The following is a 14,971-nucleotide window of genomic DNA, read 5'->3' on the forward strand; positions in this document are numbered from 1 at the left end:
TAACTTCGACTATTCTTAATCGTCATACTGGCGACGGCCAGTATCCGACAACTCATATACCTAGCGTTGTAATAATTAGCCATCACTCTATATGCCATCTCGCCTAGATTCTCCCTTGCAGGGCGCGCTGGCTTTTGCATAAGCCAGCCGTTCCGCAGGCATAGAGCATGCTCTATGAAACCCCTGATACACCCTGCGAAAGAATGACGAACGAATAAATCAAAACCCATGTCGCGCTTTTGGCGGAATGATTCTGCTACGACGTCGTTTTGGATTCGTTGCATGTTCACTATCTGGTTCCATGGGCAAACCGGTTTTGCGCACGCGTTCACGTTTTTTATACACCTTCTCCTGCACGTTGAATTTTGCCTGCGCGTCCACGCTCTCTTCCGGGATGTAAGCGCCAGCGCCAGCGGCTTTTTCCAGGTCGGCCACCATACGGGCAATACGGTCAGCCAGTTTTTCCGAGCTGCTGCTTTCACGGAAACGTTCTACCAGTAAAGGAAACGCAAACGGCGTCGGTCTTTTGATATGCATTAATTGTATTTGTTTGCTTTGCAGATGTTGCAGGGTGGCAGACAGGCGCGCTATCTCCAATTCCTGTTGCAGCACTTCTTCCTGCGCTTGCGTCAGCAATAAGTTATTGGGATCGTATTTGCGGAATACATCAAAAAACAGGCTGGATGAAGCCTGTACCTGCCTGGCGCTTTTATGCGCACCGGGAAAACCGGCAAACACCAGTCCGGAAATACGCGCGATTTCGCGGAAACGTCTTTGTGCCAGTTCGCCTGCATTCAGGCTGCCAATCACGTCCTGGAGCAGGTTATCGGTTGAAAAAATATCTTTTGTTAATAACGCATCCCAATCCACCGCTGTGGCGGAAAGCAGTTCGATACCATAATCATTCACCGCAATGGAAAACGTATTCGGCTGATGCTTGCCGGCCCGCCAGGCCAGTAAACTGGCTAGCCCGACGTGGACGCTGCGCCCGGCGTAAGGGTATAGAAACAAATGCCAGCCTTCACGCGAGTGCATGGATTCGGCTAACAAATTCAGGTTGGTCGGCAATGCGGACCAGTTGCTCTGCACTTGTAGCAAAGGTTTGATCAACTGCATTTCCGGGCCATCGAAATGGCCGTGCGCCGCCGCATCCATACGCGTTACCATCGCATTGGCAAGCTCGGTAGAAAGCGGCAAGCGCCCGCCATTCCAGCGCGGCACAGCGGCTTTTTTGCCTGTAGCTTTGCTCACAAAAGCAGTCATTTCATGCACGCGTACCAGTTCAAGCAGGCGTCCCCCAAACAGGAAATGGTCACCGGGTTTGAGCCGCGCGATAAAGTTTTCTTCCACCGATCCCAAGCTCTTGCCAGACGCGCCTTTACTCCAGAATTTAACCACCATGCTGGAATCACTGACGATGGTGCCTATGCTCATGCGGTGCCGTCGGGCCAGAATTGCATCCGGCACATGCCAGACGCCGTTTTCGTCTGGAATTGCGCGGCGATAATCCGGGTAGGCAGTCAGCGACTCGCCACCGTGTTGCACAAACGCCAGCGCCCAGCGCCATTCTTCATCGGTTAAATGGCGGTAGGCGTAACAGCTGCGCACTTCTGCCAGCAAGTCATCTGCAGTAAAACCACCACCCAGCGCAATCGTCACCAGGTGTTGCACCAATACGTCTAAAGGTTTTTGCGGGGATTCACGTGGCTCCACATTACGTGCCGCAATCGCATCCTGGGCGGCCACCGATTCGATCAGCTCCAGGCTATGCGTAGGCACTACGGTCAGGCGCGAAGCGCGGCCGGGCGCATGGCCAGAGCGGCCTGCACGTTGCATCAGGCGTGCGACGCCTTTGGGCGAGCCTATCTGCAATACGCGCTCCACCGGCAGAAAGTCCACGCCCAGATCCAGGCTGGAGGTACAGACCACGGCTTTTAGCGTGCCTTCTTTAAGGCCATTTTCTACCCATTCACGTACATTCCTGTCCAGTGAGCCGTGGTGCAGTGCAATCAAACCCGCCCAGTCCGGACGCGCTTCCAGCAAAGCCTGGTACCAGATTTCGCATTGCGAGCGGGTGTTGGTAAAAATCAGGCTATTGGGGCTGGATTCAATCTGCTCCACTACTTGCGGCAGCATGCGTAAACCCAAATGCCCGGCCCAGGGGAAACGTTTAATGCCGGGCGGCAATAAAGTATCTATCACCAGGTGTTTCGCCAGCTTGCCTTGCACCAGCACCGGTTTGAATTGTTTTGTATTGGATGCGTCTGGACCAGAGGGGCTTCTATCGGATACGCCGGGAATCAGGACATCCATGGCATGTTGCAAATTCCCCAATGTTGCCGATAATCCCCAAGTGATTAATGCTGGCTGCCAGCGTCGCAGGCGCGCCAGGGCCAGTTGCAACTGCACACCACGTTTGTTGCCGATCAACTCATGCCATTCATCCACGACTACCATTTTCAGGCTGGCAAAAGTGTCGGCGGCATCCGGACGCGTCAGTAACAGGGTCAGACTTTCCGGTGTGGTGATCAGCACGGTCGGCAGGCGCTTGGATTGCCGCGAGCGCTCAGCACTGTTGGTGTCGCCTGTTCGTAAACCAATGCTCCAATCAAGGTTTAATTCATTCACTGGCGTCATTAATGCACGCTCGGTATCTGCGGCCAGCGCACGCATGGGCGTGATCCATAATACGGTCAGCGGCTGCATCACTACTTTTCGTTTGGCAAGTTTCTCAGCAGCCGTCTTTAAATGTTTAGCGGATGCCTTCGGTTTTGTGAGAGCGAAACGCTCAATTGCCGCCATCCATACTGCATAGGTTTTACCGGCGCCGGTGGTCGCGTGCAGCATACCGGATTGACCATTTGCCACTGCCTGCCAAACATCCTTCTGAAACTGAAATGGCTGCCACTGATGTGTAGCAAACCATTGCCGGCTTAACTGAAAAGCACTCCGTTTGGGCTTTTCACTAGCCTCAGCAGGCGGCAGCGTCAACTCTTTGATGGCTTCCAGGGTCATGGCAGAGCCGCTTCTTCTTTAGGTTCAGGGCGTGAAACCTGCGGCAACAATGCCTGCAAAGTCTGTAAGGTATCGGCTTCTGCCACCGGCTTATCCTGCCGCCAGCGCAGCATGCGCGGGAAGCGCACGGCGATGCCGCTTTTATGGCGTCCGCTTAAAGAAATACCTTCAAATCCTAGCTCGAATACCAGGGTCGGTTTTACGCTGCGCACGGGGCCAAATTTTTCAACCGTGGTTTTACGGATAATCGCATCCACTTCCCGCATTTCGGCATCGGTGAGGCCGGAATACGCTTTGGCAAATGGCACCAATTTCCGATCCGGATTACCCTGGGCACTGTCCCACACCGCAAATGTGTAATCGGTATACAGGCTGGCGCGGCGGCCATGCCCGGTCTGCGCGTAGATAAGCACCGCATCTGCGGTGTAAGGCTCTATCTTCCACTTCCACCACACGCCGACATCTTTGGTTCTGCCTATGCCGTATTGCGCATCCTTGCGCTTGAGCATAAAGCCTTCCACACCCAGGCTGCGCGAGGCTTCCCGCTGGCGATCAAGGTCTTGCCAGCTATTGCCTGTGACTAAAGGCGATAGCTGCAATTGTGGCCGGTTGCAGGTCAGAACAACCTTTTCCAGTTGATCACGGCGGGCAGACTGCGGTTGTTCGCGCCAGTCCTCACCCTGCCATTCGAGTAGGTCATAAGCCAGGATCACCACCGGCAGGTTTTCCAGGATTTTAGCGGTTAACGTTTTACGGCCTATGCGTTGTTGTAGTAAGGCAAACGGTTGAACCTGCCCTTGTGTCCTTTGGGGCGCAGGCTGGTCGGCGATTTGATCTTTTATCTTCTCAGGGTCAACTTCAACATCAGGCGCAGGCGCATGTTTCCAGACCACCAACTCGCCATCAATTACCGTACCATCCGGCAGGGCTTCCGCCAGCACATTCAATTCGGGGAAACGGTCAGTCACCAGTTCCTCACCGCGCGACCATACCCATAGCTGGCCGTCGCGTTTGACCAGCTGCGCGCGTATACCATCCCATTTCCACTCCACTAGCCAGTCTTGCGGGCTGCCAATCGCAGTTTCAAACTCGTCAGTCGGCAACTGTAAAGGATGGGCGAGGAAAAATGGGTAAGGCTGGCCTTCGCTACGCTCGTCACCCTCTTCATTCAGCGGCGCAATCAGTCTTAAATAATGCTCGGCAGTCGGACGTGCCGAAAGGTCGGTATAGCCAACCAGACGTTGGGCGATACGCTTGGCATCTATTTCAGCCACCGCAGACAGGGCACGCGTGACCAGCAGTTTCGAAACACCAACGCGGAAACTGCCGGTAATCAGTTTGATGCAGACCAGCTTGCTGCGCTGATCCAGTTGTTGCAATAACGGTGTCAATTGCAGGGTCAACACGTCTGGTGCCAGGCCGCGCAGCGGGAGTAGTTTGTTTTCTATCCAGGTGGCCAAACCTTCTTCTGACGTATGCGCGGATTCTGGTAACAGCAACGCCATGGTTTCCGCCAGGTCGCCCACCGAGTGGTAGCTTTCCTCAAATAGCCATTCCGGCAGGCTGGCTACAGTGAGTGTCAGTTCACGTAAAAGTTTGGTGGGAACCAGTTGGCGCGGACGGCCACCAGCCAGGAAATAGACGGCCCAGGCGGCGTCGGCAGGAGAGGCTAGCAGGAAATAATCACGCAACGCAGCCAGTTTGGCATTGCTGCTGGTGGTTGCATCCAGCCTGCTATATAAATCGGCAAATGCTTTCAAACGGTCGCCTTTGCTATGTTCATTTGCTCGCTGCCCTCAGTCTCCGCTGGCAGCCCGGCTTCGGGTGGCAAAGCAGTCTCCGTCATTTGGCTGCTTTCTGAAGATTCAGGTGACAGGTCTGTTTCTGCTTCAGCTGCTTCTTCACCGTACTCGGTGACAAAGCCTTGCGCATCCAGACCTTGCTCGCATAACCAGCGCACCATGGGGTGTACTTGCCCGTGCGTGACAAACACGCGTTCGGCACCAGTGGCTTGAATGGCAGTTTGCAAACCAGGCCAGTCTGCATGGTCAGACATAATAAAACCGCGGTCTACACCACGACGTCGGCGAGTGCCACGTAACTGCATCCAGCCACTGGCAAACGCATCCGAATAATCACCAAAACGTTTGATCCAAGGTGTACCCTGCGCTGAGGGCGGAGCCAGCACGATGCTTTTGCCTATCTGAGATTTATCCTGCATGTCGCTGACATATTGGGTGGCTGGCAGGTTGACGCCCGCTTCCCGATAGACTTTATTCAAGGGTTCGACCGCGCCATGGACCAGGATCGGCCCAATGTGCGGGTTTAGCCCGGACAGCAACCGTTGCGCTTTACCGAAAGAATAGCAAAACAGCACGCTGGCACGATTGTTATCGGCATTGCTTTGCCACCACTGGTTGATGTCAGCAAAAATCTCGTCCTGCGACTGCCATTTGTAAATCGGCAGGCCAAAGGTGGATTCGGTAATAAAGGTATGGCAGCGTACACTTTCAAACGGCGCGCAGGTGCCGTCGGGCTCTACTTTGTAATCGCCTGAAGCTACCCATACTTCACCTTTGTATTCCAGCCTCACCTGGGCAGAACCCAGTACATGCCCGGCGGGATGCAGGCTCAGCTTCACACCATGGTGATTGATTACTTCGCCATATTCCAGCGTCAGCAGATTAATATCCTCACCCAGGCGCTTGCGCAGAATACCTTCACCAGCGGCCGCAGCCAGGTAATGCGAGTGACCAGTGCGCGCGTGGTCGCCATGCCCGTGCGTGATGACGGCACGTTCTACCTGCCGCCAGGGGTCAATGTAAAAGTCGCCAGGTGGGCAATACAAGCCTTCGGGACGGGCTACCACTAGTTCCATGAGGTTAAATCCAACATTTATCCGGATGATTAAATATGGGGATATGACAGCACTAATACAATTTCATTCTGCATGCCTGCATAAAAAAGCAAGCGGGTATGTTGTAGAGCGCAGGCTGAAAGTGCATGCAAATTTCCAAAACCATTTCAACAGACAAGATTGATGTTTTTAATATGCCAAGGGCCTGACTTCAGCTTAAAGTCAGGCCCTTTCCGCACACTTTCGTTTAGTTTGCGGCGGAGAGTTTGCTCTCCAGTTCTTTCAGTCGCAATTCCAGGGCGGCAATCTTCTGGTCACGTTCCTGAATTGCCGGTATCACATCCTCTACTTTTAAGAGTTTCGGAATATGTTTAGGGCAATTCGCATCCCAGGCCTTGATGGTAAACACGATCACGCGCTCAACCTTGGCCGGATAATCGGGTGAAGAAACGCGTGCGATTAACGCCTGATCGCCGGTCACAATCTTCGCCTCGCCCCAGATTTTGACGCGTTGTGTATTGGCGTAATCCATCAGGAAAAGCTGCGCCTTTGGGTTTTCATCCAGATTGCCCGCCGTAATGTATTGCTTGTTACCCGCATAATCGGCAAAGGCCAGCGTTTGCTCATCCAGCACATGCAGGAAACCTAGCGGACCGCCGCGATGCTGCATATAAGGTTGTCCCTCTGCATTGGCCGTGGCAATGTACATACTGGTCTGCGCTGCAATAAATTCGGCCAGCACTGGTGTCACGCGGGATTCCCAACCGCGGGTGCTTTCGAATTTTGCATAGCCCGATCTCGACCCCATTTCTTCCTGTCTGGCTTTCACTGCTGCTGTGAATACGACGTCACTGGGGGATACCAATGTTGAAGCGAATGATTCAGTCATGATCTTCTCCTCTGCTTGTTTACTGATGGACGAATTTTAGTAAATAATGCGAAGGAGAGAATCAGGGCTAGCCGCAATACATTATTTCGCCCACAGAAATATTGCAGGTGACCTTGTCGTTAATGAATGTATAAGAGAAACGTAATAATGGGAGAAATACTATCGACCAGTTTCATTTAATGCGCGTGTTTGCCAGCGTCGCTGAAGAGGGCGGCTTTGCGGCTGCTTCTCGCAAGCTGGATATTTCCCCTGCGGCAGTCACGCGTGCGGTAGTGGCGCTCGAAGAGCAATTGGGCGCCAGGCTATTGCAAAGAACCACACGGAATGTGCGCTTCACCGATGCCGGCCGTCAGTATTACGAAAATGTGCGGGCTATCCTGGTCAGCATTGCCGAGGCGAATGAAGCGGTTGCTGAAAGTAATGCCACACCGCGTGGCACGCTTTCAATCACCGCACCGGTGATGTTCGGGCGCCTGTTTGTCATGCCTTGCCTGATCGATTACATGCAACGTTATCCGCAGGTCAATATGGTGGCAAACCTGGTAGACCGCGTTACCAACCTGGTGGATGAAGGGATGGATGTCGCGATCCGTATCGGGCATTTGCCTGACTCCGGGCTGCGTGCGATCAAAGTAGGGGAGGTCCGGCGGGTACTCTGTGCATCGCCCGCATATCTGGAAAAATCCGGCACGCCCAGGCAGCCCGCTGATTTGACTAAGCATTCCATTATTTCATCCAGCGCCGTATCACCGCATACCGAATGGCATTTTAAAGCCGGTCATGAGCCGTTACAGGTACGTATGGATCCGCGCCTGACCGTTACCAGCAATGATGCGGCACTCGCGGCTGCCATCGGCGACTTGGGTATTGCGCGTCTGCTTTCATACCAGGTGTGGAACGAGATTGAAACAAACGCCGTACATGTGATCCTCGAAGACTATGAAGAAGAGCCCTGGCCTGTGCATGTGGTGCACAGGGAAGATAAACTAGGCTCATCCAAAGTACGCAGCTTCATCGACTACATTGTCGAAAACTTGCGTGCCAACCGAAAATTGAATCCTTGACGATATTGCGCCTGGCGAAACAATCCATTTCACCATAAGTAGTTTTTCCCACTGCCTTCAATCTCTAACATTCGGGCTGTCAATCAAGACATCACCCGAACAAAGGAGAGCAACATGAAAGCAGCCATCATCATTTTTTCCGATCCCACCCACGGCGGTGAAGAAGCGTTGGGACGCGCCTTCAATGGCCTGGCAGCCGCCTATGATTTCAAGCAGAAAAACATAGACGTTGCAGTTTATTTTCAGGGCGCCGGCACACGCTGGGTTAGTCACCTGAACAAAGTAGGTCATCCTTTATATCAATTGTATTCCGCAGTGTCTGATGTGGTCGCCGGTGTTTCATGTGGCTGCGCGGATGTGTTTGGTGCCAGGGACGAGGCAGAAAAACATGGTTTCGATCTGATAACGGATAACAGTGTGCCGGGTACGTCAGGCTTGACCAGCATCGCCCAGTTATCCAGCGACGGTTACACGATCTTCAATTTCTGATTGCCATTCTGTCACTAGCGCCTGAAATATAGGTGCTAGCGACCAGTTAAAAAGAGCTGTGATTTATCCGCATCATCACACTTCAACTATTTACATAAAATTAATCTGATTATTGTTACAATAAAAACTGATTGTTGTTACAATAAAATCCATGAGTAAAGAAGACAAGAAAAATGGTGGCAAAAGACCTGGTTCAGGCCGCAAGCATGGCACCGGTACTTACATGGAAGCCACCAGCGTTATCCGAGTGCCAGACAGTCAAAAGCCGGTCATTGCCAGCTTTCTGGAGGCGTATGCCAAGAAGCAACGGCTGCGCCAGATGGAAGGCAATCTGGATAGTGTGGGTGAGTTTGCACAGTTAGCCGAAACGCTGGATAGTTTAAGTTTGCCGCTCTACCAGTCCAAAGTGCCCGCCGGTTTGCCATCTCCGGCTGATAGCGATGAAGAGTCGCGTATGGACCCGAATGGTTATTTGATCCAGGACCCGGCCAATACTTTTTTTGTCACTATCCAGGGCGAATCCATGATTGAAGCCGGGTTGTTGCCCGGTGATAAAGCAATTGTGAATAAAAGAAAACAGGCTTCGATAGGCGATATCGTGCTGGCGATGATTGATGGCGAATTCACCATCAAAACCTTAGCCAAACAAAAGAACGGCGACCCCAAGTTATTGCCGGCCAACTCTTCAGGTAAATATGAACCTATCCTCATCCAGGGCAAAATGCAATTCGCAATCTGGGGTGTGGTGACCGGTTCTTTCAGGAAGTTTTAATCATGACACGCAAAAACATTATTTCTGCAAACTGGATGGATACGATGTGCCGCGCAAACGGCATCAATATTCACTATTTAAGAACGGGTGGCTCAGACAAGCCTACACTAATCGCGCTGCATGGCTTGACCGGTAGTGGTGCGTGCTGGTCGCAATTGGCGCGTGAGCTAGAAGAGCACTTCGACATCATCATGCCTGATGCACGCGGCCATGGTTATTCCAGTGCGCCACAGCATGGCTACACCTATCAAGACCATGCCAATGATGTGATCGAGCTGATCAGGACGCTGGATATTAAATCACCCTACCTGCTTGGTCACTCGATGGGCGGCATGACGGCGGCAATGGTTGCCAGCCGGTTGGGTTTCGCTGTCAGCGGCATTATCCTGGCCGACCCTACGTTTGTCAGCCCTGAATTTCAAAACCGCGTGTACGAGAGTGATATGGTTGAGCAACACCGGCAGATGCTGAAGTCGACCAAAGAGGAGTTATTCAGGGAAGCCAAAGCCAGGTACCGCTATCGCTCATCCGAGGTCATCGAATACATTGTGCAGGCAAGGTTACGCACCAGCGAGAACGCATTTGATGTGCTGATTCCGCCTAACCCCGAATTTGACGAACTGATCCGCAATATTTATGTACCGACGTTATTGGTGCTTGGCAGCGAAGGTATTGTGTCTGCCGAGACAGCGCGCGAATTGCATGCACTCAATCCGGATCTGCAGTACAAGCTGATTCCTGATGTCGGGCATGGGTTACCGTACGATGAACCTGCGCGCCTGGCTGCGGCAATTGATACATTTCTAAAACCAAAAGTAACGTCCACAAATCATATCAAGAAACCAGGCAGGTTCTCTCTGCAGACTGCAGGTGCGTATTAAGGTAAATTCATTTTATAAGTGAATCTTGGGGTTCACTTATAAACAGTGCAGCAAAAACGGATTTTTGATAGCTAGCTGGTGGCGAATCAGCCTTTGAGCTCTCAAAATCCTGTATTTCGGAATCCGTCAGTGCTCTCAGTAAGAGTCACAGGTAGCGTACCAGGCAAGGTTAAAACGATACTGGCAACTACTATTCAAACACTCGTCTATTTCTGACGAAACACAATCACACCAATCAGTCCCACGCCAAACAGCATCAGGCTAATGCTTTCTGGTTCAGGCACTGGAGAGTTAGTAGATGAAGCGGCATTAGTTGCTGCTGTAGTGAGCAAGCCTGTAGTAAAAATCAATTTCTGAAACATATTTTTCTTTATTGTTGTTAGTGGTGACACTGAGAATTCTATGAGGGGCATTGTGTTACAACAATGGCCCACATTGGCTAAGACTAAAGGACTAAAATATATTGTTATTTATTGTATATTTATAGTAATATAATGTTAACACATTTTATCACTTAGATGGAGGTAAATTTATGGAAGAGTCCATTTACTTCAGTCATCACGGCATAAGTGTCAGTAATAGCCGGTTTATTGTTAATGGTAAACCGATCCCCATCAAACATGTCACAACGGTCGAATCGAAGAAGCTTAGCCCAAACTTGGGTATGGCTAAAGTTTGCCTGATTGGCGGTCTGCTAATGCTCTTTGGTAATGGTAACTTACCTTTGATCGGCACCTTTTCATTGGTCTATGGTGCGGTCATGTGGCTGCTTGCCACCCCACAATACGCAGTGGTAATCCATACTTTGGCTGGCAATATCCAGGCAGTCATAGGCGATAACATTTTAGATGTTGAAAACGTGCTGACAGCTTTGAATGTCGCACTTGCCTTGCGTGGCAGCTCAGCGCAAGTGTAAGTAATTTCGAGTTAGATTCCTCTGCCTCTCGTGATCCTTAGCTTGATTAAGGATGCGAGAGATTTTTTTGCCCACGATCTGCCGCTTCAATCCGAGATTGCATACATGCATTTTCCTAAAAGATTTTATGTTCAGATGATTAATTATTTCGTTAATGATTAACACAATTATTTTTTGTATGGATTAAATCTGCAAAAGGTGTGAAACTTCATGAACATCTTTATGTATTAAACATATGAACAACTCACTCCCGCAACCACCGCCGCATTCTGCAGAGAATCCATCCAATCATTTTCCTCCACTATTTATCGTCTTAAACGCCGGTTCCGGCGCAAAAGATGCAGCGACGGTCGCCAATGAATTGGCAACAATATTTCACGAGGCTGAGCAGCCCTATGAGCTATTTTTATGCCAGCGCGGCTCAGACCTGCCAGAAATGACCAACAAGGCATTGGAACAGGCAAGTCATCGTCATGGGGTGGTCGCTGCAGCGGGCGGGGATGGCACCATACGTTTTGTCGCGCAGAAGGTGCTGGCTGCCGGATTGCCGTTTGGCATAGTGCCACTAGGCACCTTCAATTACTTTGCGCGTGACAATGGAATACCGCAGGATGTGGCGTTAGCCGCTAAAGCGTTGATTGATGGCATGCGTATTGGTAGTGAGCGGCAAATACAGGTGGGGCTACTCAATGATGAGGTTTTTCTGGTGAATGCCAGCCTGGGGCTCTATCCGCAACTACTTGCAGACCGGGAGGAGTTTAAACAGCAGCATGGCCGTAACCGCGCGGTCGCCAAAGTGGCGGCTTTTCTTACCTTGTTAAAGCGCGATATCAAAATGCTGCTACGCATTGAGCATAGTGGCGGGCAACAGGAAAGCGGGGAGGAAGTCCTGCCTGCTTCAACAATCTTTGTAGGCAACAACGCGATACAGCTAGAGGCTATCGGCCTCCAGCCTGAATCTGAACAGGTCCAAAATGGACAGCTTGCCATTATTGCACTCCCGCCTATGACAGCAACTGAACGGGTGGCGGTGGCATTTCACGGCATGCTAGGCGTGCTGAGCAAATCGCAGAATGTCACCCACTTTGCCTGTCGTCAGCTGGTGGTTGAACCCTTATTGCGCCGCCACAAGCGTTCTGTAAAGGTGGCGATGGATGGTGAAGTTTCCCGCATGCAGCCGCCTTTAACATTCCGAGTCGGGCCCAAGCCCTTGCGACTGGTTGCCCATATTTCGTCAGGAAACGAAGTATGAGTGTGATCCTACATCTTTCCGACACCCATTTCGGAACCGAGCAACCACCAGTAATGGCTGCTTTATTGCAGCTAGCGCAAGAAATACGCCCTGATATCGCCATCCTGTCCGGAGATGTCACGCAGCGTGCACGTGCCGCACAATTTGATAGCGCCCGCAGCTTTCTGGATCAATTGGCTGCGTCGGTTAAGCTGGTGATTCCTGGCAATCACGATATTCCCCTGTTTAATATTTTCGCGCGTATTTTTAATCCCTATGGCAATTACCGACGCGTTTTTGGTCAGGTGCTTGCGCCACAATTTTCCAATCAGGATGTACAGGTGATTGGTGTGAATACCACTCGGCCCTGGCGTCATGCGGATGGTGAAGTTTCCAGGCAACAAATTGAAAGTGTCTCTCAAAAATTGCAGAGCGCATCACCAAATCAGTTGCGTATCGTCGTTGTGCACCAGCCGGTATACGTTGAGCGCGAAAGCGATAAAGAGAATTTGCTGCATGGGCACCAAAAGGCGATAGCGGCCTGGGCAGCGGCGGGGGCAGACCTGATTTTAAGTGGGCATATTCATCTAGCCTACATCCGCAATCTGCAAGAAAAGTTTCAGGATGTCACACGCCCATTCTGGATAGTGTCCGCGGGTACTGCCGTATCGAAGCGGGTACGCGAAAAAAAGCCAAATTCAGTGAATCTTATCCGCTATGACTCAGCACTGCGTTCTTGCATAGTGGAGCGGATGGATTTTGATGCAGCATCCTCCCGGTTTATCATTGCAGAAAACAAGCTATTGAAGCTTTCTTAGGGATATGCAAACTAGGGTTAAACGCTGACCATGTCGTGGATTTTACTTGGCAGTATCCTGTCCGTCGCTCTCGTTATTATGCTGGTGGTTTGGGGTTGTCGAGTGATGGATAGCCCTCAATCACTGCGGATCCATATAACGCTCGGCGGCATAATGGTGATGCTCACAGGGTCACTATTTGGCTTTATTGCCAACAATGTTGTCAGCGGTGGTACGCTGACAGTCGTCGATATCGAAATTGCCCAATGGTTGCATGAGCATGGCTCTCCAATGTTAACTCAATGCCTGCTTATCATTACCAACTTGCATGATCCTTGGGTGATTAGCCCTATAGCCGCTTTAATAACGTTAACGCTCGCCTGGAAAAAACGGTTGTATGCAGCTTTGGCGATTTTGTTAATTGTGCAAGGAGGCATGCTGCTCAATCTGCTTGCCAAGCAAATTTTTCACCGGGCGCGCCCATCATTTGAAAATCCACTTATCACGCTGACTACCTACAGTTTCCCCAGCGGGCATGTCGTTGCCAGTACGGTTTTTTATGGCGTATTGGCTGCACTGCTGATTACAAAAACGCATTCGCGGAGTGGAGCCGCAGTTATTCTGCTGATCGCTTCTGCGATGATTGTACTGGTTGCGTTTAGCCGACTGTATCTAGGCGCGCATTATCTAAGTGATGTACTGGCAGCATTTCTGGAAGCCATTGCCTGGCTGGTATTGTGTTTAACCGCCATCCATAGCCATCGTATTTATTACCAACAACGTTCAATTTTTTATTGAACTATCAAACCTCATTTTTATCCTACTTTCTCTGTGTTGGGTAATGGTTAGTGTTTCTGTTTGTGAAATTCTCAAAACCTCGTTTGCTTCTTCTGTAAGTTCAAATAAACATCCTGACTAATCATTAACCTTTCATATAAGGAAAGAAATGAATAGCTGGCTTCAATATAAATTTCTAAGTTTCACCATCAATGAGTGGCTCTATACCTTGCTGATTTTCGCGATCACCTATGTGGGATTGCTGCTGATCCGGAAATTTACCATTAAGAAAATCTCTAAATTTACTTTAACAAACCCGACAAAACTGGGTGATTTGGTTATCGAGGTAATGCGCAGTACCAATCAATTAACGTTTGCATTATTTTCATTGCTGTTTGCCATGCACTTCCTGGAGTTGAACGCCAAGTGGGTGACTCGCCTGGATTATCTGTCTTTCTTTGTAATTGGTATTCAGGTAGCGATATGGTTTAGCAAAGGAATCAGCCTATGGGCTAAAGCTAAAGTGGTCGCCACCGATGGCTCAGCGGAAAATGCAGTGCTGACCACGATGCTTTCCTGGATTTTCAAAACGGTTGTCTGGTCAATTGCGCTGCTAAGTATCCTGGCAAACATGGGTGTGAATATCACCGCTTTTGTCGCCAGTCTGGGCGTGGGCGGGGTGGCAGTTGCTTTAGCCGTGCAGAATATACTCAGTGATTTATTTGCATCGCTAGCGATCGGCTTGGATAAACCATTTGTGATCGGCGATTTTATTATTTTCGGTGATGTGCTCGGCACGGTAGAGCGCGTTGGTTTAAAGACCACACATATTCGTAGCCTGAGTGGCGAACAGATTGTCTGTGGCAATACTGAGTTACTTAAAAACACCATTCATAACTACAAACGCATGGCAGAAAGACGAGTGGTTTTTGAGTTTCGCGTTACATACGGGACCAAAGCAGATGTGGTTGAACAAATACCGGAGATCGTTAAGCAAGCAATTACATCACAATCCCAAACCAGATTCGACCGCGCCCACTTTAAGGGATTTGGGCTTAGCTCATTGGATTTTGAAGTGGTTTATTACGTGCTGGATAGCAGTTACAACATATATATGGATATACAACAAGCCATCAATTTATACCTGATGCGCGAACTGGAATCCATGAACGTCAGCTTTGCTTTCCCGACCATGACGTTGAATCTGTCTAAAAATGCTGAGCTGAAAATGCGACTTCCTGAAGGTGCATTGAGCCCTTCATTACAGTGACAAGCGCTATAAA

14 protein-coding genes are annotated in these 14,971 nt (G+C 50.4%); 9 read left to right on the plus strand and 5 right to left on the minus strand.

The window, feature by feature from the left end:
* Positions 1-219: 219 nt before the first annotated feature.
* The 4 genes from ASG24_RS08660 to ASG24_RS08675 form a co-directional block, all read right to left on the minus strand.
* On the minus strand, positions 220-3,015 hold the full coding sequence (locus ASG24_RS08660) for a ligase-associated DNA damage response DEXH box helicase (protein WP_055870258.1): 2,796 nt from the start codon (positions 3,013-3,015) through the stop codon (positions 220-222).
* Positions 3,012-4,775: an ATP-dependent DNA ligase gene (locus tag ASG24_RS08665; RefSeq protein ID WP_055870261.1), complete on the minus strand. Its 1,764-nt coding sequence runs from the start codon at positions 4,773-4,775 to the stop codon at positions 3,012-3,014. Before ASG24_RS08665 ends, ASG24_RS08660 begins: the two co-directional genes overlap by 4 nt.
* A complete protein-coding gene (locus ASG24_RS08670) occupies positions 4,772-5,893 on the minus strand; it encodes a ligase-associated DNA damage response exonuclease (protein WP_055870265.1) in 1,122 nt (373 codons plus the stop codon). Before ASG24_RS08670 ends, ASG24_RS08665 begins: the two co-directional genes overlap by 4 nt.
* 226 nt (positions 5,894-6,119) lie before the next feature.
* Positions 6,120-6,761 carry a pyridoxamine 5'-phosphate oxidase family protein gene (locus tag ASG24_RS08675; RefSeq protein WP_055870269.1) on the minus strand — a complete coding sequence of 214 codons (642 nt, stop codon included), beginning with the start codon at positions 6,759-6,761 and terminating at the stop codon, positions 6,120-6,122.
* A gap of 179 nt (positions 6,762-6,940) precedes the next feature.
* Between ASG24_RS08675 and ASG24_RS08680 the strand changes: the two genes are divergently transcribed.
* The 4 genes from ASG24_RS08680 (at position 6,941) to ASG24_RS08695 (ending at position 9,967) form a co-directional block, all read left to right on the plus strand.
* Positions 6,941-7,825 (plus strand): LysR family transcriptional regulator, encoded by an 885-nt coding sequence (locus ASG24_RS08680; RefSeq protein ID WP_055870273.1) that lies wholly within the window; start codon positions 6,941-6,943, stop codon positions 7,823-7,825.
* A 114-nt stretch (positions 7,826-7,939) separates the two neighbouring features.
* Positions 7,940-8,314, plus strand: a complete 375-nt coding sequence (locus tag ASG24_RS08685) for a DsrE family protein (protein WP_055870276.1) — start codon at positions 7,940-7,942, stop codon at positions 8,312-8,314.
* 151 nt (positions 8,315-8,465) lie between these two features.
* Positions 8,466-9,086 (plus strand): LexA family transcriptional regulator, encoded by a 621-nt coding sequence (locus ASG24_RS08690; protein WP_055870279.1) that lies wholly within the window; start codon positions 8,466-8,468, stop codon positions 9,084-9,086.
* Positions 9,087-9,088: 2 nt separating this feature from the next.
* Positions 9,089-9,967: an alpha/beta fold hydrolase gene (locus ASG24_RS08695; RefSeq protein ID WP_055870282.1), complete on the plus strand. Its 879-nt coding sequence runs from the start codon at positions 9,089-9,091 to the stop codon at positions 9,965-9,967.
* 206 nt (positions 9,968-10,173) lie between these two features.
* Here ASG24_RS08695 and ASG24_RS14425 read toward each other — a convergent pair whose 3' ends face one another.
* The gene (locus tag ASG24_RS14425; protein WP_156376542.1) at positions 10,174-10,329 is read right to left on the minus strand and encodes a PEP-CTERM sorting domain-containing protein; all 156 of its coding nucleotides are present in this window, start codon (positions 10,327-10,329) and stop codon (positions 10,174-10,176) included.
* Positions 10,330-10,499: 170 nt separating this feature from the next.
* Between ASG24_RS14425 and ASG24_RS08700 the strand changes: the two genes are divergently transcribed.
* The 5 genes from ASG24_RS08700 (at position 10,500) to ASG24_RS08720 (ending at position 14,958) form a co-directional block, all read left to right on the plus strand.
* Positions 10,500-10,883: a DUF6232 family protein gene (locus tag ASG24_RS08700; protein WP_055870284.1), complete on the plus strand. Its 384-nt coding sequence runs from the start codon at positions 10,500-10,502 to the stop codon at positions 10,881-10,883.
* A gap of 235 nt (positions 10,884-11,118) precedes the next feature.
* The gene (locus ASG24_RS08705; RefSeq protein ID WP_055870287.1) at positions 11,119-12,135 is read left to right on the plus strand and encodes a diacylglycerol kinase family protein; all 1,017 of its coding nucleotides are present in this window, start codon (positions 11,119-11,121) and stop codon (positions 12,133-12,135) included.
* Positions 12,132-12,932 carry a metallophosphoesterase gene (locus ASG24_RS08710; RefSeq protein WP_055870291.1) on the plus strand — a complete coding sequence of 267 codons (801 nt, stop codon included), beginning with the start codon at positions 12,132-12,134 and terminating at the stop codon, positions 12,930-12,932. The genes ASG24_RS08705 and ASG24_RS08710 overlap by 4 nt, the downstream gene beginning before the upstream one ends.
* A 30-nt stretch (positions 12,933-12,962) precedes the next feature.
* On the plus strand, positions 12,963-13,709 hold the full coding sequence (locus tag ASG24_RS08715) for a phosphatase PAP2 family protein (protein WP_082488042.1): 747 nt from the start codon (positions 12,963-12,965) through the stop codon (positions 13,707-13,709).
* 148 nt (positions 13,710-13,857) lie between these two features.
* Positions 13,858-14,958: a mechanosensitive ion channel family protein gene (locus ASG24_RS08720; RefSeq protein ID WP_082488043.1), complete on the plus strand. Its 1,101-nt coding sequence runs from the start codon at positions 13,858-13,860 to the stop codon at positions 14,956-14,958.
* Positions 14,959-14,971 lie beyond the last annotated feature (13 nt).

The organism is Methylophilus sp. Leaf414, assembly GCF_001425425.1.
Taxonomy (GTDB): Bacteria; Pseudomonadota; Gammaproteobacteria; order Burkholderiales; family Methylophilaceae; genus Methylophilus.